Source organism: Gordonia sp. LMA484 (assembly GCF_058129505.1).
This window is the reverse complement of record NZ_CM176700.1, coordinates 5,603,108-5,626,253: the sequence shown is the minus strand read 5'-3', so window position 1 is coordinate 5,626,253 and position 23,146 is coordinate 5,603,108. Positions and strand designations below refer to the sequence as shown.

General features: G+C 63.0%; 18 protein-coding genes and 2 tRNA genes. 4 read left to right on the top strand and 16 right to left on the bottom strand.

Going from position 1 to position 23,146, the window contains the following annotated elements; translation table 11 throughout:
- Positions 1-31: 31 nt before the first annotated feature.
- The 8 genes from AC4AMJ_RS24965 to AC4AMJ_RS24930 all read right to left on the bottom strand — a co-directional run bounded on the left by AC4AMJ_RS24965 (position 32) and on the right by AC4AMJ_RS24930 (position 10,627).
- Positions 32-442 (bottom strand): hypothetical protein, encoded by a 411-nt coding sequence (locus tag AC4AMJ_RS24965; protein ID WP_489915403.1) that lies wholly within the window; start codon positions 440-442, stop codon positions 32-34.
- A gap of 24 nt (positions 443-466) precedes the next feature.
- Complete coding sequence (locus AC4AMJ_RS24960) at positions 467-1,036, bottom strand: hypothetical protein (protein WP_489915401.1); 570 nt, start codon at positions 1,034-1,036, stop codon at positions 467-469.
- Entirely contained in the window at positions 1,033-4,482 is a 3,450-nt protein-coding gene (locus AC4AMJ_RS24955; RefSeq protein WP_489915399.1) for a DEAD/DEAH box helicase family protein, read from the bottom strand. Before AC4AMJ_RS24955 ends, AC4AMJ_RS24960 begins: the two co-directional genes overlap by 4 nt.
- A 58-nt stretch (positions 4,483-4,540) precedes the next feature.
- Positions 4,541-4,993: a hypothetical protein gene (locus AC4AMJ_RS24950; RefSeq protein WP_489915397.1), complete on the bottom strand. Its 453-nt coding sequence runs from the start codon at positions 4,991-4,993 to the stop codon at positions 4,541-4,543.
- A gap of 69 nt (positions 4,994-5,062) precedes the next feature.
- Positions 5,063-6,157 carry a 5-methylcytosine-specific restriction endonuclease system specificity protein McrC gene (gene mcrC, locus AC4AMJ_RS24945; RefSeq protein ID WP_489915395.1) on the bottom strand — a complete coding sequence of 365 codons (1,095 nt, stop codon included), beginning with the start codon at positions 6,155-6,157 and terminating at the stop codon, positions 5,063-5,065.
- A complete protein-coding gene (locus AC4AMJ_RS24940) occupies positions 6,154-7,980 on the bottom strand; it encodes an AAA family ATPase (RefSeq protein WP_489915393.1) in 1,827 nt (608 codons plus the stop codon). The genes mcrC and AC4AMJ_RS24940 overlap by 4 nt, the downstream gene beginning before the upstream one ends.
- Positions 7,977-9,107, bottom strand: a complete 1,131-nt coding sequence (locus tag AC4AMJ_RS24935) for a restriction endonuclease subunit S (protein WP_489915391.1) — start codon at positions 9,105-9,107, stop codon at positions 7,977-7,979. Before AC4AMJ_RS24935 ends, AC4AMJ_RS24940 begins: the two co-directional genes overlap by 4 nt.
- Positions 9,104-10,627 (bottom strand): type I restriction-modification system subunit M, encoded by a 1,524-nt coding sequence (locus AC4AMJ_RS24930; protein WP_489915389.1) that lies wholly within the window; start codon positions 10,625-10,627, stop codon positions 9,104-9,106. The genes AC4AMJ_RS24935 and AC4AMJ_RS24930 overlap by 4 nt, the downstream gene beginning before the upstream one ends.
- Before the next feature lie 386 nt (positions 10,628-11,013).
- Here AC4AMJ_RS24930 and AC4AMJ_RS24925 point away from each other — a divergent pair, with 386 nt between their 5' ends.
- From AC4AMJ_RS24925 to AC4AMJ_RS24910, 4 genes are all read left to right on the top strand, one after another.
- Positions 11,014-11,208 carry a hypothetical protein gene (locus tag AC4AMJ_RS24925; protein ID WP_489915387.1) on the top strand — a complete coding sequence of 65 codons (195 nt, stop codon included), beginning with the start codon at positions 11,014-11,016 and terminating at the stop codon, positions 11,206-11,208.
- 460 nt (positions 11,209-11,668) lie between these two features.
- On the top strand, positions 11,669-12,097 hold the full coding sequence (locus AC4AMJ_RS24920) for a hypothetical protein (protein ID WP_489915385.1): 429 nt from the start codon (positions 11,669-11,671) through the stop codon (positions 12,095-12,097).
- A 3-nt stretch (positions 12,098-12,100) separates the two neighbouring features.
- On the top strand, positions 12,101-12,619 hold the full coding sequence (locus AC4AMJ_RS24915; RefSeq protein WP_489915383.1) for a hypothetical protein: 519 nt from the start codon (positions 12,101-12,103) through the stop codon (positions 12,617-12,619).
- The gene (locus AC4AMJ_RS24910) at positions 12,525-13,745 is read left to right on the top strand and encodes a hypothetical protein (protein WP_489915381.1); all 1,221 of its coding nucleotides are present in this window, start codon (positions 12,525-12,527) and stop codon (positions 13,743-13,745) included. The genes AC4AMJ_RS24915 and AC4AMJ_RS24910 overlap by 95 nt, the downstream gene beginning before the upstream one ends.
- A 246-nt stretch (positions 13,746-13,991) precedes the next feature.
- Here the strand turns inward: AC4AMJ_RS24910 and AC4AMJ_RS24905 are convergent.
- From AC4AMJ_RS24905 to gnd, 8 genes are all read right to left on the bottom strand, one after another.
- Positions 13,992-14,067 (bottom strand) — tRNA-Ala (locus tag AC4AMJ_RS24905).
- Positions 14,068-14,128: 61 nt separating this feature from the next.
- A tRNA-Ile gene (locus AC4AMJ_RS24900) sits at positions 14,129-14,202 on the bottom strand.
- A 210-nt stretch (positions 14,203-14,412) separates the two neighbouring features.
- Entirely contained in the window at positions 14,413-15,306 is an 894-nt protein-coding gene (locus AC4AMJ_RS24895; protein ID WP_489898505.1) for a DUF3566 domain-containing protein, read from the bottom strand.
- Between the two features lie 85 nt (positions 15,307-15,391).
- Complete coding sequence (gyrA, locus tag AC4AMJ_RS24890) at positions 15,392-17,875, bottom strand: DNA gyrase subunit A (RefSeq protein ID WP_489915379.1); 2,484 nt, start codon at positions 17,873-17,875, stop codon at positions 15,392-15,394.
- A gap of 108 nt (positions 17,876-17,983) precedes the next feature.
- The gene (gene gyrB / locus AC4AMJ_RS24885) at positions 17,984-20,059 is read right to left on the bottom strand and encodes a DNA topoisomerase (ATP-hydrolyzing) subunit B (RefSeq protein ID WP_489898507.1); all 2,076 of its coding nucleotides are present in this window, start codon (positions 20,057-20,059) and stop codon (positions 17,984-17,986) included.
- 320 nt (positions 20,060-20,379) lie between these two features.
- Positions 20,380-20,937 carry a DUF721 family protein gene (locus tag AC4AMJ_RS24880; protein ID WP_489898508.1) on the bottom strand — a complete coding sequence of 186 codons (558 nt, stop codon included), beginning with the start codon at positions 20,935-20,937 and terminating at the stop codon, positions 20,380-20,382.
- Positions 20,934-22,157 (bottom strand): DNA replication/repair protein RecF, encoded by a 1,224-nt coding sequence (gene recF / locus AC4AMJ_RS24875; protein ID WP_489915376.1) that lies wholly within the window; start codon positions 22,155-22,157, stop codon positions 20,934-20,936. The genes AC4AMJ_RS24880 and recF overlap by 4 nt, the downstream gene beginning before the upstream one ends.
- Before the next feature lies 1 nt (position 22,158).
- Entirely contained in the window at positions 22,159-23,085 is a 927-nt protein-coding gene (gene gnd / locus AC4AMJ_RS24870) for a phosphogluconate dehydrogenase (NAD(+)-dependent, decarboxylating) (protein ID WP_489915374.1), read from the bottom strand.
- Between the last annotated feature and the right edge of the window lie 61 nt (positions 23,086-23,146).

The window sequence follows — 23,146 nt, the reverse complement described above, 5'->3', positions numbered from 1 at the left end:
AAATTCTCTTACATTGCCACGGGAATCGAGATTACATGCCGTTAATCTCAGCTTGCGTGGCAAGAATTGCATCATGCTTTTCGCGCAGAGCGCGAGTAGTCCTTCGAACCTGCCAGACCAAGCGAGTCAGAATAATCGCGAATCCCAGGAGGATCATCCAAACAACAGCGAATATTGCCTTGGTTGCATCATAATCATATCCTCCGTTCTTGAGTGCATCGAACGCCTCCCTAACAACATCGACGAAAGGCGGTGCCAACACGGCGATTGCTATCGCTGCAGCAATCACTAGTGGGTAAGCACGGACGTGAAGGACCTCGTTAGCCTCGGTCAAATTGACGTCACCTGATGACGTCTTGCTTAATTCGGGATACCAGACCGAAAAGACCATGGCGATGGCAGCCAGCAACAACGAGGCTGCAGTCAAGAGATCGCTGCTCATGACTCGCCCCCCATTCCCAGTCCTCTAGCTATTCGACAGTTCAACCTTCAAAGCTTTCATTGTGTCGGTATGCACGAGGTATAGAATCGTAGATCCCGGCTTCTTCCGGATAGCTGGTACTGGCTCGGCAAATGAAGCGGTGAGCTTCTCGATCTCCTGCAATAATGCGGTCGATCTCAACGCCACGGTATAGTACTCACCACTATCCGTATCGATCCCAGACGAGCCCAGCATCGCCTTAATCTGATCCCGCATTCTACTCTGCAGCAGATATTGGTATTTAGCAAGCACGGCTCTCACCAAGGAGCGACTTTCTGAAATGGTCGTCTGGAAGAATCGACTGACTTCAATGTCGTCGGGCACGGCACTCCAAAAGCCGTGCTGAATCAACAAGAGTAGCCGATACTCCCTGATATCTGATCCACGAGAAAATACTCGCTCACCTAGCATCATTTGCAGGTATTCTTCTATTGCGGCGTTCTTCAACGCTGCAATGCGATCGCTGACAACTTCGTCATCGGCTTCCAACAGGCGAAGGATGCGGCCGAGTTCGATTGCTTTATCCTCAACTGACACTTCGATCTTCTCCTTCACGCCGGCAGCGGGTGCGCTGAACCGTCAATGGCTCGAATCATGTGGACGAGACTCGCGAGTCTGGGCGGGGGAAAGACTTGGTCTGGGCCTTGCGGGGCGTTGTCCGTAAATGGCGGTTCGTACAGATGTGCGATCTCGATCGCGCCGTTGCGAGTGAGGTAGTCAACGACAAGACCGATGAAGTGGATCTGGTCGGCAGTCGCATTCACGTCGTTGATTAACTCGGCAAACGCCTCGTTGACCGACTCCCGATCCAGCCCTACGAGCGATCGGATGAAGCGTCCAAGGCCGTGAGCGTCGGCGATCGCCTGTTGCAATTCCTCCGGTGAGCCAGCACCGCTTCGGGACAGGAGCTCCTGGAGCGAGTCGATGTCGGCCTGGGTCAAGAGCTTCCCGGTCCTGAGCTTCTGCAGCGCGAGGTTGTCCGGTTGCCGTCGCAGGTAGTCGCGCATCTTGGCGTTAAAGCGCTCCTTGTCGGTACCAGTCGCCATATGTGGCATGCCGACCTCAGTGACGTCGCCGGTGAAGGTGTCTTGCAGATCGGTGTAGACGACCGGTTGCTTCGTCTTCTCGAGGAGCCCGACGAGGGAGCGGAGCTGTCTGCGGGCGTCTTCGAGCATCTCGGGGCTGACGTCTTCCCACCACGGCTCAGAGGCGACCTCGCGCAGGAGTTCTTCCTTGGCTTTGATCTTGGGGATGGTGAGTTGTTCGAGGAGTCCGTCGGCGATGGTGCGGACTTTGTCTTCTTGCCGTTCGAGGGTGGTGTTGTCGGCTTCGATGACGGCGAGTTGTCCGCGCAGGACGATGAGGTCGAAGCGTTTGGCCATTTCGTCGGTGTCTCGGACGGTGGTGGGCAGGTCAGCGAGGTGGTCGACGATGTCGCGGACCTTCTGTTCGGTCAGCGACTCCCATTCGGCGCGGTTGCGGTAGACCTCAACCTGTTTCCGGCGCGGTCGGACGAGGAAGTTGTCGAGGTTCATGCCGGCGACCTGAGTGTGCAGTAGGTCGGTGACCTGTTCGCGCAGTTCCGCATTCGTGTGGGCTCGGTCGAGCGCCCAGACGAAGTCGGTGCGGACGGTGAACAGTCGCTCCGACAGTGACGCCGGCAGGCGTGCCTCGGCGGGTGCCGGGTGCGCATTGAAGAACTCGACGTTGCCGCAGAGGTCGAAGATGAAGAAGTCGGTCTTGTCTTGCCCGGGTCTGTACAGGTCCGGGCGCAAGCGCGTGCCGCGCCCGACCATCTGCCAGAACTTGGTCTTGGACCGTAGGGGTTTGAAGAACACCAGGTTGACGACGTCGGGGACGTCGATACCGGTGTCGAGCATGTCGACGGAGATCGCGATGTGCGGGCTCGTATCCGGTTGGGAGAACTTGTCGATCAGGTCTTGGCCGTGGGACACGGCGTGGGTGACGACGGCGGCGAACTGGCCGTTGTACTGCGGGTAATTGCGGTCGAAGCGTTGTGCGATGAAGTCGGCGTGTTTCTGGTTCTTGGCGAAAATGATGGTCTTGCCGAGCCGGTCGCCGCCGGCGACGCGGTGGCCCCGGGTCATCAGCACTTCGAGGGCTTTGTCGACGGTGTCGGTGTTGAACAGCCACTTGTTGACCGCTTCCGAGGACACTTCGTCGGGGTACTCGTCCGGGTCGAGGTCTTCGCCCCAGTCCTCGCCTTCCCAGCGCTTCTTCTCCTCGTCGGACAGGTCGTCGTACTTGATGCCCTGGCGTGGGAAGGCCAGTGGCACAGTGACGGCCCGTGGTGGTACGAGGTAGCGGTCTTTGATCGCTTCGTCGAGGCTGTAATCGTCTGTGGGGACACCGGTTTCGAGGTTGAACAGCTGGTAAGTGTTGTAGTCGACTTCGTCTTTGGGAGTGGCGGTCAGCCCGAGGAGGTAGGAATCGAAGTATTCGAAGATCCGCCGGTACTTTTGGTACACGGATCGGTGGGCTTCGTCGATGACGACCAGATCGAAATGCCCGGGGCCGAAGCGGCGCCGGCCGTTGTCGAGTTCGTTGATCAGCCCCATCATCGTCGGATAGGTCGACACGTAGACGCGGCCGTCGGTGTTCTTCTCGGTAAGCAAATTGACCGGTGATGTATCGGGCAGAAAAGTCTTGTAGGCGTTGACCGCCTGCTTCACCAGAGCCTTGCGGTCGGCTAGGAACAGGATGCGTTTGGCCCAGTTAGCCCTCATCAGCATGTCCGAAAGCGCGATCACCGTGCGGGTCTTACCGGATCCGGTGGCCATCACCAGCAACGCGGCGCGTTGGCGGTTGATCTCGAAGCCTTCGGTGACGTTGCGGATCGCCCTCGCCTGGTAGGGGCGTTCCACGATCGTTGTGTTGATGTCGACGTCGGCGAGTTTCTTGCGGGTGGTGCGGCGCTGGATCTCCAGGGCGAGCTCGTCGCGGGTGTAGAAGCCCTCGACCTCCCGTGGTGGGTAGTTCTCGTCGTCCCACAGCCAGGTATCGAAACCGTTGGTGTAGAAAATGATCGGACGCTGGCCGTGCATCTGCTCGAGGCAGTCAGCGTAGAGCTTGGCCTGGTGTTGTCCGACGGTCGCATCCTTCGAGGTGCGTTTGGCTTCCACCACGGCCAGGGGCCTTCCGTCGGTGCCCCACAGCACATAGTCGACGAAACCATTCTTTCCATCGGGCATCCCAGTCACCGGGTACTCCCGCACCCGCGGGGCGTCGACATCCCACCCGGCTTCCCGCAGCAACAGGTCGATGATGTCGGTGCGAGTGCGAGCTTCGTCGTAGTCGTGGGTGTCGGCATGCTTGGCTGCCGCAGCGTGTGCGGCGGCGACCTGGGCGCGCAGCTGGGCGACCAGCTCCTCGAGGCTGGCATGGGTGGCGTCGGCCGCCTTGAGTTGCTCGTCGCGCGCCAGCAGCTGCTCGGTGAGGTCAGCGCGCACATTGGCGGCTTCTTCGAGCTGGGCATCCTTGGCCTCGAGCTCGGCACCGAGTTTCTGCAGCTGGGCCACCGTTTTGGCGACGGCAGCTCCGCCGCCCGGCTTCGGGAGTGCGGCGCGGTCGAGCTTCTGCCCTGGTGTCGGCTTAGATTCGGGCTGGGTGGCGTAGGTGCGGGCCAGCCACGACAGAACGTGGAACAGTTCTTCAAGCAGGCGGATGCCGGATTCCTGCCCGATCGGGCGGTCGTCGTGGACGGCGTGGTTGCCGGCCCGCCGAATCAGGTCCAGTTTCGTCTGCACCGGGCCCGGCACGAGCGCCTGGAACGCCGGGTCGTGGATGCGGGCCGACAGATCGTCCTTGTACGGCTTGTCCAGGCCATTGACGGTGTAGAGCCACTTGACGGCCGCCTCTGCGGTCCGCCGCGCGTAGAAGCAGGTGGAACGGCTGTCGAACAGCGCATCCCGCTCGGCGTTCTTCGCCGATGCGTGTACCTGGGGCCATTCGCCTTGTAAGAAGTCGAAGTTGCCGGCCATCCACCCTCCCTCCACGTGCGTTCCGTCCGCTTACCTATACCTACCTCAACCGCGCATGTCAGCTCGTCATTTGGGCGACCAGCCGGCCATCCTCGGACTCGACCACGACAGTGAGGAGGTAATGCGGGTCATCGGGTGTTTTGAATCGAAACGGTTGATACTGGCCCTGGAGCGACCGCAGCTGTGGTGGAAGTGGTGAAATCTGCTCGAGCACCTCGGCGAACACGGCCGCCGCGTCGTCCAGTTGGCTGACGAGGATCGCACCCTGGATCGTGTTGCCGGCCGGCCCGACAACTGAGAACCTCTCCGGGACCCGCTTCCATTCGACCGCGTAGAAGTCCGATTCGGACAGGGAGCGTAGCGCCTGGCGGCGTTCATCTGCAGTGCCGGACAGAACATATGACCGGCCGCTGACGCGCATCACCAGCCCCGTGTCCTGGTCGGCGAACGCCCACAGCGCCCAACACACTTCGGTGCGACGCTCCGTCTCGTTCACAGTGGATGTACTCATGTTTCGACCTTTCCGGGTCTGAGTGAGCAGAGCCAATCAAGCTAGCAGATCGTGCCGACAGAGCGGTCCCTATGCAGTCGATCCAACGACCTCAAGGAGCCTCGCCCTGATGTGAAGCGCGCTCGCGGTCAGGTCGACGGTCATGAACCGGTACCGATGTCCCTGGATAATCGCGGACTCGTCGAGGTGCTTGGCGACGGTCGGATAGAGGAGAACCCCTTCAGCGGTTGCCCCGAGGGAGTCTCGGCACTCCTGGGACTGCACGTAGGCGTACAGCTGGAACACGTGGTTGCGGTTCAGACGAGGGTCGCCGCCGTACTGGCCCGGTTTCAGTGCATCGGCGAACTTGGTCTCAATGATGATTCGGCGGTCACCGTGCTCGAGTTCGATGTCGGTCTTCATGATCGGTAGGACGGTGGTGATTCCTGGGCTCGGGTTCACAGTCGGCCACCGATGGTGCGTTTCTCCAGCCGCAACGTGCCACGGACGGGGCAGGGTGGCGCGATAGAAGCCGCGAACCGCACTTTCATAGAGCTTTCGGACAGTTGCTGCCTCCCGCTCGGGGTCCCGACTGGTTCGACACCCTGGTCCCTCCGCTGCAATCATCATCTCCAACAACAGCTTCGCCGCAGCGATCGCTTCGGCATCGTCCTGCTCGTTTCGGCCGAGCGTCACACTCTTCGCGGCACGCAGATCGATCGGCCGCGGCGAAACACCTGACTGGGTAAGGACCACCACGAGTGCCTGCGCTCGACGCGCCAGTTCCCGGTCGTTCACCGAACGCACAGCCACGCTGAGTGCAGTCAGCAACAGCCGGTTTCGAGGGTTGTCGATAGTCAGTTCGTCGAAGCTGCAGGCGACACGCCCTTGAGCTAAGAGCAGCTTCGACTCCGTGGACAGCACATCAATGCGGCCCCGGACTCGGGTCAAGACCGCTTCGCGCTGACGATAGCCTTGTCCGAGGCTGCGCTGTAGTCTGCGCTCGACCGCAATGACGAGAACCTCGACTACGAGTTCAACAAGATCGTCTGGGTTCTCCTCGACGTCGCTTCTGCGGAGAGAGTCGTTGCGCTGAAACAAGTTCGAGGCGTACAGCATCAGCAGCCACAAGTTGCGCACAGGAATCCGTGACGCGCCGCTGACAATGACGCCCGGTTCGGTCACGACTGTCCGATCAGGGTGGCCGCCTCCTCGCTGACCTTCACGGGATCGTCGAACCAGTACTCCGCCAGCAACGGCCGGATCTCCTGGTCCACCACGCCTCTCAACCATGCGTGTGGATCGTCGACGATCAGTTCTCCTGCGGGAGTGAAGAAGCTGTGGCCAATGCAGTACTGTTCGCCCAGCGATCGCTCGCTGGCGATGCGCTGGTTCAGCGCCTCGATCCTGATGGCCAGAGCTTTCAGGAACGACTCGTCGATGCCGTTGCGTTGATGTACCCATGCACGCCATGCGTCATTGAACTGTGGTCGCAGGTCAGCGAACGCAAAGCGGCGACGCAACGCGAAGTCGACGATTGCCAGCGACCGGTCAGCGAGGTTCATCGTGCCGATGAGGTAGAGGTTGTCGGGGATGTAGACAAGGTCATCCTCAGGCTTCGAGTATGCCAACTTCAGCGCCTCCGAGCCCTTCCGTTTGTCGGCTTCGAGGAGTGTGAGGAGTTCCCCCAGCACCTGGGCGAGGTTGGCGCGGTTGATCTCCTCTATCACCAGGACGTGTGTCGCGTCCGGCTGACTCTTCGCTGCCCCGATCACTTTGAGGAACAGTCCGTCGGCCAAGACGAGGCGGCCGTCACCTCCGGGCCGCCACCCCCGCACGAAGTCTTCATATGACACCGTCGGGTGGAACTGAACCGCGTGAATCAGCGACCGGTCCTTGGTTCCGATCATCGCGTAGCCGAGTCGTTTCGCCAGCCACGTCTTACCTGTTCCAGGGGGCCCTTGAAGGATGAGGTTCTTTTTGCGTCTGAGCGAATCGAGATAGCCGGCGAGGACTGGCGGCGGAACGAAGCAGCCCTCAGCGGCGATGTCGTCGATCGTGTAGTCGTCCTCGCCCGGTATCTCCTCTACGGCTGCTGCGTCATCGCCTGGGGGCTCCGAAGGGGCCTGACCGTCGAAGTACTTCTCTGCCCAATACGGCGCGGTGAGGAACTCCTCGTAATCCTGCTCCTCCCCCTCGAAGGTGAAGGCGATGAGTGCCTGAGCTGACGGGGAGTCCGGTTTGACCCCCCACACGGTGTTGCGTGAGGTCCAGAAGTACCAATCCTCGTCGGGAACCGACTCTTTCGAGTCCCAGTCCACAACAACCTGATCGCCGTCTTGCGGGTTGGCCGTGATCGTCCCGGTCGCTCGGATTGCCATCACTGAAGCGGTCATCCCGTTGATATCGAAGGGCAGGTCGTTCTTGCGGGTGAACGCGGCTTTGATCGCGATGCGTTCGCCAGGTTTCATCGTCTTGATTGCATCCGCGTACTTGTGCGGTTGGTGTGCGCTCCAAATACCTTGCTGGATGAACTCTTCCGTGTGATCCTCCGATGGACGTCCATCGGTTCCGAACGAGGCCCCGACGAACCAGTAGGTCGGGAGGTCGTCAGAATCTGTTGCTGGAGCCGAGGAACGACGCGTCGGCTGGTAGTTCTGGAACGCCGGTACCGCTTGCAGGTCGGCTTCCGTGATCTCGACCGGATGATCACGCATCATCTGGTGACCGAAGTCGGTGATACGTGACTCGCCGTTCTTGATCTTCTCGACAGCCTTGGCCCGACGCAGAAACGACAACGCCCAGCCAATCCTATTGTCGGCCTTGCCCTGACCCGAGTTGATCTTCTCCGAGCGCTGGGCCTGCATGAGTCCGACGTAATCCATGACCGTTGGTTTGAGCTCTGAGGTCTTCCAGATCTGGCCGTCGGCCAGCACTTCAAGGACAGGACGCGCGAACTTTGGCCAAGGCGGGACCGCCGGATCGCCCTCTTGGTCGATATCGCTCACAGTTCACCTCTGAATGCGCGGGATTGGAGAGAATCGAACAGCGCTTCAGTGACAACCGCAGCCTCTCGACTCAGTTCACGGCGGCATTTCGACGCCTCGGCGAACTCAGAAAAATTCTGCTGGTCGCCCACTGCCGCCAGCGGGACCCGGAAATCACGGATCTGGTCAAAGTTCAGACCGGGCTTCGTCTGCCCATACTGGCTCGAACGAATCTGGCGTTGGCCCCACCGTTCCGAACAAAGAAATGCCGACAAATACCTTGGTAGTAGACGCTCCGCATTCGGCCTAAGTATCGCGACGTGTTGGCTTATGTATGACCCCGACAGGCTCGAGGGCAGCGCCGCTGCCCGTCCAATTCGCGACCCGGTGATGGTAAGCAATACATCCCCCGGCCGTGTACATGTTCGGCGAGCTTCTGCATTGTCTGGCGCGGCCACGAGTGCCAAGTCATCATCGGAAATCGAGTTCACCTGAACGTCCAGCGATCTGATGAAACGCTCACCACTATCTGCGTAGTATTTCGCCCAACCCCTACCTCCACTCGTCACAAAGGTCAGTAGATCCCCAAGCGGCACTGAGGGTTTCGAAGCAGCGAAATGTTGAAAGGCAGCATCATCGAGTTGATTCTGAACGTTAATGACATTCAGACGCCTGGCGCGGAGGGTGTCGGCGTGGTCGAGGATGGCTGCGATGCGGCGTTGTTCGGGGAGGGGAGGGAGAGGGATCTCCATCGTCGCAATGTCATTCCGATTGACCTGCCGAAACGTCGCGCCACGGCCCTTTGCGTCAAGGGACACTTCGGCGTACCCAAGCCAATTCCACAAGTATCGTGAGTCGATTTGTTTGCCAGCACGCAATCCAGCAACGCCTCGGCCAAGACAATAGGTACGATCCGCCAGCACCTTGACACCGATTGTGGCGCGAATTGCAAGGACTATGTCGCCCGTGTCAGCAACCTTTCCGGGCTGTGTCGTGTACTTCTTCGGCCGAGGTTTGCCAGCGACGAAATCACCAGCTCCCGCGATGAGGGGCTCTCCCTCGCCCAAGTCGTTGTAGGACGACCCCGGAGGCGCCTGGCCCATTGTAATGGCGCAGACGTCCCCGAGAGCTGCTGTAGGCCAGTTCATTCGGCACTACCTGCCAGCATTTGGCGGAGCTCCGCAAGGCCGGATTGGATGTCGAGTTCGAGTTTGTCGAGTTCGTCGAGGATCTCGTCCGGCGCTCGGTGTTCGACCTCGTCGTGAACGACTTCTTTGTAGCGGTTGAGGCTGAGGTCGTAGCCCTGTTCCTCGATGTCGTTCCGCGGAACGCAGAAGGACTGTTCAGTGCGCTCGCGCTTGATTTCCGTGCCGTCGCGTTCGGCCCAGCGTGCAAGGACATCGGGCAGGTTGTTCTTGGCGTGCTCATCGTCGGTGAGGTCGGCGAGCGGCCCGAGCTTGTCGCCATCGAGCAACGCGGTGCGCTTGTCGTCGAGCGAGAAGCCGTCGGCTTGGACGTCGTAGAACCAAACGTGGTCGGTGCCGCCGGAGTTGGTCTTGGTGAAGAACAGGATCGCGGTCGACACCCCTGCGTAGGGCTTGAAGACTCCGGATGGGAGCTTCACAACGGCGTCGAGTTTGTGGTCGTCGACGAGCATCTTGCGCAGGGTCTTGTGGGCTTTGGATGAGCCGAACAGCACTCCGTCGGGCACGATCACGGCTGCGCGGCCGCCGGGCTTTAACAGTCGGAGGAACAAGGCGAGGAACAGTAGTTCGGTCTTCTTCGTCTTGACGATCTGTTGCAGGTCTTTGGCGGTGTTCTCGTAATCCAGGCTGCCAGCGAAAGGCGGATTGGCCAGCACCAGTGAGTACGCGCCGGCATCTCCGGTGTTGGCTTCGGCGAGGGAATCCCGGTAGCGGATGTCGGGCTGTTCGACGCCGTGCAGCAGCATGTTCATCGAGCCGATCCGCAACATGGTGTTGTCGAAGTCGAATCCGTGGAACATGTCATGGTGAAAGTGCCGGGCGCCTGTGCCGGAGTTGATGTCGGCGGCGTGGTGATCGCGCATGTACTCGGTGACCGCGACCAGGAAGCCACATGTGCCCGAGGCCGGGTCGACGATGGTGTCGCCGGGTTCGGGCGCCATCATCTCGACCATCAGCTTGATGATGTGGCGGGGTGTTCGGAACTGGCCGTTCTGTCCGGAGCTGGCGATCTTGGCGAGCATGTACTCGTAGACGTCGCCTTTGGTGTCGAGGTCGCGCATCTCGATCTTGTCCAACAGGTCGACGACCTTGGTAAGCATTCCCGGGTTCGGGATGGATAGGCGCGCGTCCTTCATGAAGTGGGCGTAGGTGGAGTCCTCGTCGCGCATGGTGCGGATGAACGGGAACACGTCCTCGTCGACGGTGCGGAACATGTCGTCGGGCGCGTAGTTCTTGAACTCCGACCAGCACAGTTCGGTCCGCTCGACCGGGAATGGGTTGCCGGTGACCGGCTTCTTGGTGAGGTTGGCGCGGTTGAGGGCGAGTTGTTGCTCGTCGTCGAGTCGGCGGATGAACAGCAGGTAGGTGATCTGCTCCATCACCTCCAGCGGGTTGGAGATGCCGCCCGACCAGAATGCGTCCCAGACGGCGTCGACCTTGCTCTTCTGCTCTCCCGTGATCACTCTCGTTCGCTCCAAACAGTCGTGGTGAACCCGAACAGAACTGTATAGCGCACCGCTCGGACAGTCCGCCGACAACCTTGGCGCGACACCCCCGACGGCAAAGGCAATCTTTGGGGTCTGATGCGCGCCCCGACGACGTACATCGCCATCCTTGGTTTGCTCGTAAACGCTCCAAGAGAGCCAACCCGCGGGTATCTGCACAGCCTCTACCTGCAGTTTCCGTCGCCCCGAACGCGCATACCGCGCGCAACGCGTGCACCGCGTGGTGTGCGCGCTACGCGTGCAATGCAGCCAGGATGAAGGCCGAAAAGCGTCCACGATCGAGTCGTCCAGGTGTGGTGGCATTGATTCCGGAAGTCCCCGGAACTACCCGGTAGGAGGCACTCATGAAGGACGCCGATATTCCGGCCGCACACTTCGGTTCGCCGCGTATCCACAAGCCCGGCGACGTAACGCGTGTGGAGCTGCGCCTGCCGACTCCACTTGCTGCCCGCCTTTATCGGCTGGCCCAGGCGAAGGGGCAGTCTGTATCGCGTGTCGGCGCCGACGCGATCGAACGCGGATTGGGAGGTGCTGAGTGACGTAGCACCACTCGGGCCGACCAGGCCCGCACACGACATCAGGCGCCGACCTGCACGATCAGCGCCTGACATCTCACAGCGGTTGGCGACGGGCACGTCGGCCGATCACCACATGCTGGCAGTCACCCATTTTCTTGCCTGGGCAATTGATCAGCAGCGCTCACGAGAGCGCGAGCGGCTCTTCACACCCGAAGTCGTCGAGCATTATGTCGCCACCGCGTGTGGACATCTCTCGCCAGTCAGTCGCGGAACGCGTCGATCAGTCCTCCGAACAGTCGGGCGGCGCGTCACTCGGAAGGCTCGATGGGACTCACCCGCACCGGTCTATCCAACTTCTAAGAGCCGGCCACCCTACACCGACGAACAGTGCCGATGGCTGGTCAAATGCGTTGACTCGCAATCCAGCCCCGTTCGACGCCGGGTACTCCAATCACTCCTCGGCCTGGGTCTCGGAGCAGGGTTGACACCCGACGAGATCGCCTTTCTCACCACCGACAGCGTCATCAACGCAGCGCCGGGAAGAGTCGCAATTGAATTGCCAGCCCGCGTCGTCCCCGTCCGCACACGCTACGCACCTCTCCTCGAAACGCTCGTGCGTTCCTTGCCCACAGGTGCTTTCCTCATTCGTGATAAGCCGGTCCCGCGGGTCGAGACGATCTCCCAGCTGATCGCGAACTGCGACCTCCCCACCAGCCTGCGTCCGCTGACGATGTCGCGATTGCGCCTGACCTGGGCGCTCGACGCGCTGGATTCATCAGCTCCGCTGCCCGCCATGATGGCCGCCTACGGCTGCAGATCGCTGAAGTTCACCGAGCCGCTGCTCCAGCACTTGATTGACCTTGCCGCGTCCGCGGACATCACCTCGGACCCGCGCCTCTACGACTTCTGACTCATGGCCAGTGCGAAGAGCGTCCCGCGCCACCGGACCAAGGAGCGTGGTGATGGACCTGGCTGCAGCGCAAAGACTTTCAGGGTCGCTTTCAACGGCGCACTGAGCGCGCCCGCACGCCACCTCCTCCACACAGTCATGATGGAGGACAACAATGGTTGCCCCCGGGAGTTCACTCCTTTCCAGTTCTTCACGCTGGCCCTCATCAATGCGCTCGAAAAGCGGCCGATGCTGTTCACCAAGATCCACGAGACCTTCCTCGGCCTCACAGCCGATCAGTTCCGCCAACTAGGCCTCACAACTCTCTCCTACGACCAGACGACTGGCTTTGCCGCACGCGTAAAGGACCTCGTCGAAGCCGACGAAGTCGATGTCGTCGAGCTCATGAACGGCGTCTTCCAGCACACGATGCCGCAGCTGCCGGGCCATGTCCCTGGCCGTCGACTCCACCGACTACGAGTCTTACGCCAGGATCCGCGCCTTCTGGAATCGCACCAGCGACCAAGCACCCACCAGCCATGAAACCGAAAAGGAACCAGACGCGGATTCCAAAGCGGTCCGCAAGGGCGGCATCTGGCCGGTACTTCGCTCGGATAACCGCCTACAACGAACCGCGGACCCCGATGCGCGCGATGGACACCGGTCGGCCCACAACAACAAGCCTGCGGGAGCGTTCGTAGGCTACGACCTCACTCTCGCCGTCAACTCGCGGCAGTGGCGCGGCGAAGACAAACTCCCCGGATTCATCGCAGCCGCCAACCTCACACCCGCCGGCAGTCACCACGCCCAAGCCGCCATCGGGCTCATCGAAAGCCTCCACGAGACCGGACAGAACATCACCGACGTCACCGCCGACCGCGCCTACAACAACTCCAAGCCAGAGTTCTGGACAAGCCCCCTGCGCAAGCTCGGCATCGCACCAGTCTTCGACCTCACCGAAAAGCAACGGCGCCAACGCCCCGGCCCCGAGCTCGGCATCATCGTCATCGACGGCACCCTGTTCAGTGACGCGCTACCCGAGCACCTCCGGGAGCTCCCTAAGTTCACTGTCGGCATGACGTCCGAGGCCCGCGATGCACTGATGTCGCTCTACGACGAGCGCACGCCCTACGCGTTCCGATCAATGGGTAAGAACACCGACGGCAAGCAACGGTTCGGTGGCCCTGTCAGAACCGATGCGCCGTCCAAGATCTGCTGCCCCAACAATCAAGTGTCAATGAAGGAGCGGCTGACCCGTCCCGTCACCGAATGCAACGACGAAAAGTGCGGCTGCTCCCTGTCGGTCACCCTGCGCGACGACTACCTCCCGAACATTCGTCAACGCAACATCTACGGCACGACCGACTGGAACAAGGACTATCACCGCCGGAATGCTGTCGAGGCAGCCAACAGCGCCCTGCGCACCGAGTTTCGAATGGACCGTGGCTACACGCGGGTCTTCGGTCGGGCGAAGAACGCCTTCTTGCTCGGCTTCACGCTGTTTGCGTACAACTACGACTGCATCACCGACCACTTCCGCACTCGCGGACTCGCCGTTCCGCCCGAGTACCCGATCGCGAAGACAGCACCGCTGAAATCACCGGCACCCAAGACCTCGGCGAAGCACGCGAAGGTCACAGAGGGTGACCGACCATCACCAGGCGGTTGATCCGCCGCTCGGGGCCATCTTTCAGACGCACATTCTTCTCCACAGCAACAACCTTGGGGTTCACTGCTGCGCGGAGATCGCAATCCTGAGCTGATCCGAGCGTCGGCGGGTCTTGTCAGCCGATCGGATCTCGAATTTGGCAGTGCTATTGCCAATCGATCTCATTAGTGAGGCTCTGCGCCGGGATTTCCTCGGTGGCCTACGACTTATCCAAACTCGGGACGGCGACTTGTCCAAATATGCCGGTGGTGGAGCCTAGGAGATTCGAACTCCTGACATCCGCCTTGCAAAGGCGGCGCTCTACCAACTGAGCTAAGGCCCCGACTCGGTCAGATCAGTGACCGAACTGGGTGCGAATCGGGTGTGCAACACACCTCTCGCAGTGGGCCTAGGAGGACTTGAACCTCCGACCTCTTCGTTATCAGCGAAGCGCTCTAACCGCCTGAGCTATAGGCCCTTGAACCGAGATGTGAGATTACCCGACCGGAGGCCGAACAACCAAAACGGCTGGTCGGAGGGGTGTAGTTGGGCCCGGTGCAGTGGTCTCGATAAACCGCTCGGCTAGCGCTTCACGGCTACTCGACCACCATGGCACGGCTCAGGCAATACCGGACCGCTCGTCCGGGGTTGGCAGCGTCCGACGCCCCGGGCCCACCCGGTGCAGACCTCAGTCGAGGTCGGCGAGGGTCACCTCGGCGCCGCCCACGAGGTCGGCACAGAGGTTGTAGATGTAGGCACCGATGGTTGCGAGCGCGGTCAGCAGGATCGCGTTGATCGCACCCAGCAGCGCCGCCCAGCCGAACACGGATCCGGCGCCGATGATGTCGCCCTCGCTCGTGGAGCCGTCAGCGGTCACCAGCGTGCCGAACGAGCTGTTGACCTGATCCCAGACACCCATGCCGTCGAGCACGAGGTACAGCACGGCGACCGAGATCATCCAGATCAGGAATCCCGCCACCGATAGCACCGCCGCGACCTTGAAGGTCGCCCACGGATCGATCCGCCGCAGCTGCACGGCAGCACGCAACGGCCGCGACCCGATCTCGGCGGGCGCCGACCGAGGCGTCTGCGCAGCAGCGGGCTGCCGCGCTGTCTGCTCGTTGACATGGTGGATCGCGTCGAGGTTCGGCAGCTTCTCGGCCGGCAGATCGTCACGGTCGATGTGACGCGTCGGCGACTCCACGAACTTGCCCGACTCGCCGGTGGTGGTCGTCGTGGTCGTGGTGCCCCACGAGTCGCCGCCGCGCGATTCATCACCATCACGCGGATCGTCCAGTTTCGTGATCGGCGCCTGCTGCCCGGACATACTGGCCGCGGCCGTCACGATCCCCCGCGGCGGCGGACCCTGATGCCGAGACGTGCCGTTCTGTCCTTCTCCCGGCTGACCCGACCCGCCGGACCCGCCGGGTCCGTGACCTGTGCCGGTACCGTTCGGACCGCGCTGCCACGGTGGCACCAGGCCACCCGGAGCAGTCCCCTGCTGCCCCGGACCGGAGGCCGCATGCGGACCGGAGTCCCCATTCGTGGGCTTCTTGTCGTCCGGTGTGTTCGGTGAGCTCACTGGCAATCCCTCATTCGGTGTTCTTATGCCCCACACTAACCGCTAGCGGTCGCCGAGCCGGGTCACCAATGCCGGAACCCGCCGATCAGCTCTGCTCCTCGTCCGGTTCGTCCGCGTTGCGCGCGATCGCGATGACGGTGGTATCCGCATCGAGGTTCATCAGGCGCACCCCCTTGGTCTGACGGCCGGCCTTGCGGACCTGCTTGGCACCGGTCCGGATGACGCCGCCACCGGAGGTGATGGCGTACAGCTCGGAGTCGTCGTCGACGATCAGCGCGCCGATCAGCTCACCACGACGGCGGTCGTGCTGGATGGTCAAGACACCCTTGCCGCCACGACCCTGGACCGGATAGTCGTCCATGCCCGTGCGCTTGGCGTAGCCGCCCGAGGTGGCGACCAACAGATATGTGCCCTCGCGGACGACGTTGAGGGAGAGCAACTCGTCGTCCCCGTTGAAGCGCATGCCCTGGACACCCGAGGTCTGCCGGCCCATCGGACGCAGCGCCTCGTCGTCGGCGTGGAAGCGGATCGACTGACCCTTCTGCGACACCAGCAGCAGGTCGTCGTCGGCGCTGCACAGCTGTGCTCCGACGAGTTCATCCTCACCGCGCAGGTTGATCGCGGCGATGCCGCCGGACCGGTTCGAGTCGAAGTCCACGAGCTTGGACTTCTTGACCAGACCGTTGCGGGTGGCGAGGACCAGATACGGCGCATCTTCGTAGGTCTTCAGCTGGATGACCTGGGCGATCCGCTCCTCCGGCTGGAATGCCAGCAGGTTGGCGACGTGCTGGCCACGTGCGGTCCGGTTGGCCTCCGGCAGCTCGTACGCCTTCGCCCGGTAGACGCGACCCTTGGTGGTGAAGAACAGAATCCAGTCGTGGGTCGAGCTGACGAAGAAGTGCTTGACGATGTCGTCCTGCTTGAGACCGGCACCCTGCACCCCCTTGCCGCCGCGACGCTGGCTGCGATAGAGGTCCGACCGGGTGCGCTTGGCGTAGCCGGTCTCGGTGATCGTGACGACGACCTCTTCACGGGCGATGAGATCCTCGTCGGCGACGTCGCCGTCGGCCGCGATGATCTTGGTGCGCCGCTCGTCGCCGTACTTGTCGACGACGACCTTCAGCTCGTCGCGGACGATGTTGCGCTGCCGTTCCGGCTTGTCGAGGATGTCCTGCAGGTCGGCGATCTCGCGTTCGATCTCCGCCAACTCGTCGATGATCTTCTGGCGCTCCAACGCCGACAGCCGGCGCAGCTGCATCGCCAGGATGGCGTCGGCCTGGATCTCGTCGATGTCGAGCAGGTCGATCAACCCGTTGCGCGCGGCCTCGGTGTTGGCCGACGCACGAATCAGCGCGATGACCTCGTCGAGCGCGTCGAGCGCCTTGACCAGACCGCGCAGGATGTGGGCGCGCTCCTCGGCCTTGCGCAACCGGTAGCGGGTGCGCCGCACGATGACGTCGATCTGATGGGCCACATACAGCCGGATCATCTGATCCAGGCGGAGGGTGCGCGGGACACCGTCGACGATGGAGAGCATGTTGGCGCCGAAGCTGGTCTGCAGCTGGCTGTGCTTGTAGAGGTTGTTGAGCACGACCTTGGCGACGGCGTCGCGGCGCAGGGTCACGACGATGCGCATGCCCGCACGGTCCGACGACTGATCCTCGATCCGGCTGATGCCCTTGAGCTTTCCCTCGTTCACCTGTTCGGCGATCGACTGGATCAGGTTGTCCGGGTTGACCTGATAGGGCAACTCGGTGACGACGAGAGTCGTTGTGCCCTTGTTCTCTTCGATGTCGACGACGCTGCGCATACGGATGCTGCCGCGGCCGGCGGTGTAGGCATCCCGGATGCCCTGACTGCCGACGATCAGACCGGCGGTCGGGAAGTCGGGACCCTTCACGCACTCCATACACGCCGCGAGGGTGGTCTCGTCGTCGGCGTCGTGGTTCTCGAGCGCCCAGAACACCGCGTCGGCAACCTCATTCAGGTTGTGGGGCGGGATGTTGGTGGCCATACCGACGGCGATACCGCCGGAACCGTTGATCAGCAGATTGGGGATCCGCGACGGCAGCACCGTCGGCTCGTTGGTCTTGCCGTCGTAGTTGGGCGTGAAATCGACTGTCTCCTCGTCGATGTCACGCAGCATCTCCATCGCCAGCGGCGTCAGACGCGCCTCGGTGTAACGCATGGCGGCCGCGCCGTCGTTGCCGCGGGAACCGAAGTTGCCCTGGCCGTCGATGAGCGGGTAGCGCATCGACCACGGCTGCGCGAGGCGCACCAGCGCGTCGTAGATCGCGCTGTCACCGTGCGGGTGATAGTTACCCATCGTCTCCGCAACGGGTTTCGCGGATTTGACGTAGCTGCGGTCCGGGCGGAAACCGGCGTCGTAGGACGCGTAGAGCAGTCGACGATGCACCGGCTTGAGGCCGTCGCGGACCTCGGGCAGCGCACGGCCCACGATCACGCTCATCGCGTAGTCGATGTAGCTGTTCTGCATCTCCTGGCCGAGATCGACCGGTTCGATGCGGTCGCCCTCTCCCCCGGCCGGGGGCAGCGTGGTGTCAGTCATGCGTGACCTTCTCTGATTGCGAACGGTGGTCTCGGTCTCGATGCGCTCCCTGCGCCGGCGCTCCGGGTGCTACTCGACCATCGGTATTCGGTGGCCGGCGGGGATGGCTCAGACGTCCAGGAAGCGAACATCTTTGGCGTTGCGGGCGATGAAGCTGCGGCGGGCGGCGACGTCCTCCCCCATCAGGATGGAGAACAGTTCGTCGGCGGCGGCCGCATCGTCGAGGGTCACCTGGCGGAGGACGCGGACCGCGGGATCCATGGTGGTCTCCCACAGTTCCTTGGCGTTCATCTCACCGAGACCCTTGTAGCGCTGGATGCCGTCGTCGGTGTTGATCTTGCGCCCGGCGGCCTTGCCCGCCTCGAGCAGTCCGTCGCGCTCGCGGTCGGAGTAGGCGAACTCGGGTTCGCTCTTCTGCCACTTGAGTTTGTAGAGCGGCGGCTGCGCCAGGAACACGTGGCCGTGCTCGATCAGTGGACGCATGAAGCGGAACAGCAACGTCAGCAGCAGCGTCGAGATGTGCTGGCCGTCGACGTCGGCGTCGGCCATCAGCACGATCTTGTGATACCGCAGCTTGGCGATGTCGAACTCGTCGTGGATACCGGTGCCGAACGCGGTGATGATCGACTGGACCTCGGTGTTCTTCAGCACCCGGTCGATGCGCGCCTTCTCGACGTTGATGATCTTGCCGCGCAACGGCAGGATCGCCTGATACATCGAGTCGCGACCCGATTTGGCGCTGCCGCCGGCCGAGTCGCCCTCGACGATGTAGACCTCGCACTTGGTGGGATCATTGCTGCGGCAGTCGGCGAGCTTGCCGGGCAGTCCGCCGATGTCGGTGGCGGTCTTGCGGCGCACCAGTTCTCGCGCCTTGCGCGCGGCCATCCGGGCCTGCGCGGAGTCGACGGCCTTCTTGACGATGATCTTGGCCTCGGCCGGATTCGCCTCGAACCAGTGACCGAGATGCTCGTTACAGGTCTTCTGCACGAAGCTCTTGACCTCGGTGTTGCCGAGCTTGGTCTTGGTCTGACCCTCGAACTGCGGGTCGCCGACCTTCACCGAGATGACTGCCGCGAGGCCCTCGCGGATGTCGTCGCCGGTGAGCTTGCCGTCCTTCTCCTTGAGGAGCTTCTTGTCATAGGCGTACTTGTTGACCGTGCTGGTCAACGCCGCACGGAAGCCCTCTTCGTGCGTGCCGCCCTCGTGGGTGTTGATGGTGTTGGCGAAGGTGTGCACGGACTCGGAATAGCCGGCGTTCCACTGCATCGCGATCTCCACCTCGTGCCCGGTGCCCTTCGCGGTGAAACCGATGACCGAGGTGTGGATGGAGTTCTTGGTGCGGTTGAGGTGCTTGATGTAGTCGACGAGCCCGTCCGGGTAGTGATAGGTGCGGGTGCGGGCCCGGGCGGCCTTCTGCGTCTTCTCTTCCGGCGTCTTGATCGCCTGGGGTGCGGCGTCGTCGCTGTCGGCGTCCATCTCGGCCTCGGCGACGGCCGCCTCGTCACTGAGACGGTTGTCGGTCAGCGTGATGGTCAGGCCCTTGTTCAGGAATGCCATCTCCTGCAGGCGTCGGGCGACCGTCTCGGCGCTGAACGCGGTGGTCTCGAAGATCTTCGAATCCGGCCAGAACCGCACCGTGGTGCCGGTCTTTCGGGTCGCCTCGCCCTTCTCGAGCGGGCTCGGCTTGGCATAGTCATAGTGCTGTTCCCAGTGGAAACCGCCGTAGTTGATCTCGAGCTCGACGCGCGTCGACAGCGCGTTGACCACGGAGATACCGACGCCGTGCAGACCACCCGACACCGCATAGGCGTCGGAGTCGAACTTGCCGCCCGCATGCAACTGGGTCATGACGACCTCGACGGTGGGGACTCCCGTCGCGTGCATGTCGGTGGGGATGCCGCGGCCGTCGTCGACCACCTGCACACCACCGTCTTCGAGCAGGGTGACGTCGACCTTGCTGGCGTAGCCGGCCATCGCCTCGTCGACCGAGTTGTCGACGACCTCCCAGATCAGGTGGTGCAGACCGCGCTCACCGGTGGAACCGATGTACATGCCGGGACGCTTGCGGACAGCTTCCAGGCCTTCGAGGATGCTGATCGAATCGGCGCTGTACTCACCGGGCTTCTTCGCCTTCCGCTTCTTTGCAGCGCTGTCTGACCCGTTGGTGTCGTTGGTGTCGGCCACGAGGTGCGTCCGCTCCTTCTGTCTCGGTGATGCCGCAGGGATGAACACACGACGACCTCATCCGCATCGGTGACGCGGACGAGAACGGTATGTGGGCGGGGCCTTGCACCCTGCCGACGTCCACCCCTGTCGGGACAACTCCCTACATACTACTGCCTGACCCGACCAGGAATGGGGATCCGGGGCCGCTAACGCCCGCGCAGATCGATTTTTTTCGTTCGGTGCCGGTCCGATTGTGGCCGAGACCCAAATCCGGCGTCTGCGGTTCACTGGCTCGCTCCTGTGGCCGGACCGCGACACGGAGGGCCGCCCGGTCACCGTCAGCCGTACGTGTCGCGTGGACCGCGCCCCGAGATGTGCCGAGGTCCCTTGCGCCAGGACGGGGCCTTCGGGCCGGTGATCCGCAGACTCGTCACCATGCCGTCACCGATGGCGGCCGCGATCTTCGCCAGAATGGTGGATTGCATGTAGCGGAGCTGGGTGGCCCAGGCGGTCGACTCCGCCTGGATATGTAAAACCTTGTCGTCCAACGACGTCGGCTTCGCGTGTGCCGCGACGTCGGCACCGACGATCTGCCCCCACATCCCGAACAGGGTTCCCTGACCGATCTGTGGCTGCCACCCACGTTCGGCGGCGAGCCGTCCGGTCAGGCGACCCAGGGGCTGCGGATCCCGCGCATCCGGACCCGACGCGGACCAGCTCCGGCGCCGTCCCGAGCCACGACGCTGCCCGCTGACCGGCGACGACCTGCCCTGACCGACCGATTTCCCGGCCGCGCGGGCGGCGGCACGGGCATCCTCCAGCGCCTTGCGCGCGAGTTCATATCCCGACGACCGTGACACGTCGGACCGTGCATCACCGGATGGTGCGTCGCTCATGCGTCGTCCTCCCCTGCAGCGCGCACCCCTGCAGTGTCTTCCCCGGGGGCGAGCTCGCTCATGATCGAATGCCGGTCCCCATTGTCCTCCACGACACCGACAGCCACCCGACGTCCGCCGATCATCGACGGAATGTCCTCGGGAACCGCCGCGGTGACCAGCAACTGCTCGGCCGACGACGTGAACTCGACGAGTTGGGTCCGCCGCTGCGCGTCGAGTTCGGCGAACACGTCGTCGAGCATGATCACCGGCTCCACCCCCTCCGCCCGGACGAGCTCGACCGATCCCAACCGCAACGCAAGCGCCAATGACCATGACTCGCCGTGGCTGGCGAATCCCTTGGCCACGTCACTTCCGAGGATGATGTCCACGTCGTCGCGGTGCGGCCCGACGAGGCTGACCCCCCGGTCGATCTCCTTGCTGCGGAGTTCACCGAGCCGGGCGAGCAGGATCGTGGTGATCTCCTCGGCAGATGCCGGCGACCCGTCGGCGGGGACCACGTCGGGCCCGGCCGCGGCCCGATAGGCCAGTGCCGCCGGACGTGAGTGCGGCGCGATCGATGCATACGACTGCGTGAAATGCGGTGACAGTTCCCGCAATACGTCGATCCGCGCCGCGGTGACCTGCCCACCCAGATCGGCGAGCTGACCGTCCCACACGTCGAGGGTGCTGATCACCGACTCGGCGTCGGATCCACCTCGGCGCAGCGCGGCACCCGCGGTCTTGAGGAGTGCCGAGCGCTGGCGTAGGACCCGATCGTAGTCGGAACGTGCTGCGGCCCAACGTGGTCCGCGTTGGGCGACGAGTTCGTCGACGAACCGTCGCCGATCCGACGGATCGCCGCGGATGAGCAACAGGTCCTCCGGTGCGAACATGACGGCGCGCAGGATCCCGAGGATGTCGCGGGCCCGGCGCGACGGACTGCCGTTGACGCTGGCCTTGTTCGCCCCGTCCGCCTTGATCTGCACCTGTACCGTCAGCTCGCGACCGGTGTTCTCCACGGTGCCGGTCACCGTCGCGGTGGTGGACCCGCTGTGCACCAGCGGTGCGTCCGTACTGACGCGGTGCGAGCGCAACGTTGCCAGGTAGTAGACCGCCTCGAGGAGGTTGGTCTTGCCGAATCCGTTGCGTCCCACGAAGATCGTCGGTTCGGGACGAAGGGTCAGATCGATCTCGCGCCAGGAACGGAAGTCGCGCAGAGTCAGTTCACGGACGAACACGTCACTCGACGACGGGGGTGTTGGTCTCGCCGACGGAGCGTCCCCCGGTGTCCTTGACCGCGTGGCCACCGAACTGATTACGCAGGGCCGAAACGGCTTTCAGTGCGGGCGAGCCCTGATCCTGCCGGGACGCGAAGCGGGCGAAGAGCGCCGCGGAGATGACGTTCGCCGGCACCGAATGCCGGATCGCCTCCTCGACGGTCCACCGGCCCTCGCCGGAATCGGTTGTGTAGTCGGAGATCTCGGCCAGGCCCGGGTCTTCCTTGAGTGCGTTGACCAGCAGCTCCAACAGCCAGGACCGCACGACGGTGCCCTGCGTCCACGCCTGCAGGGTGCCCTCGACGTCGGTGATCAGGGGTTCGGCGGAGAGCAGCTCGTAGCCTTCGCCGTAGGCGTGCATCAGGCCGTACTCGACACCGTTGTGCACCATCTTGGCGTAGTGGCCGGCGCCGACCGGACCGGCATGGACGAACCCGTCGGCACGATCGCCGGGAGGGCGCAGCGCATCGAAGATCGGCATCACACGTGCCACGTCCTCGTCGGTGCCGCCGACCATCAGGCCGTACCCGTTGCGTAGGCCCCAGACCCCACCGGACACACCGCAGTCGATGTACCCGATGCCCGTCTCACCCAGCTTCTGGGCGTGCGGCAGATCGTCGGTGTACTTGGAGTTCCCGCCGTCGATCACCACGTCACCGGACCCGAGCAATCCGGCGAGTTCGGCAATCGTGGAACGTGTCGGCTCGCCCGAGGGCACCATCACCCACACCACTCGCGGTGACTCGAGGGCGGCAACCATCTCGGCGAGGGATCCGACGTCGGACACCTCCGGTCGCGGGTCGTAGCCGACAACCTGGTGACCTCCCTCCTGGAGGCGGGTGCGCATGTTGGCACCCATCTTTCCGAGGCCGACGAGTCCGAGCTGCATGGTGATGTCCCTCCGGTCGCTCGCGCGAGCGCGATTCCTACGGTGGCCGCGGATGATCCTG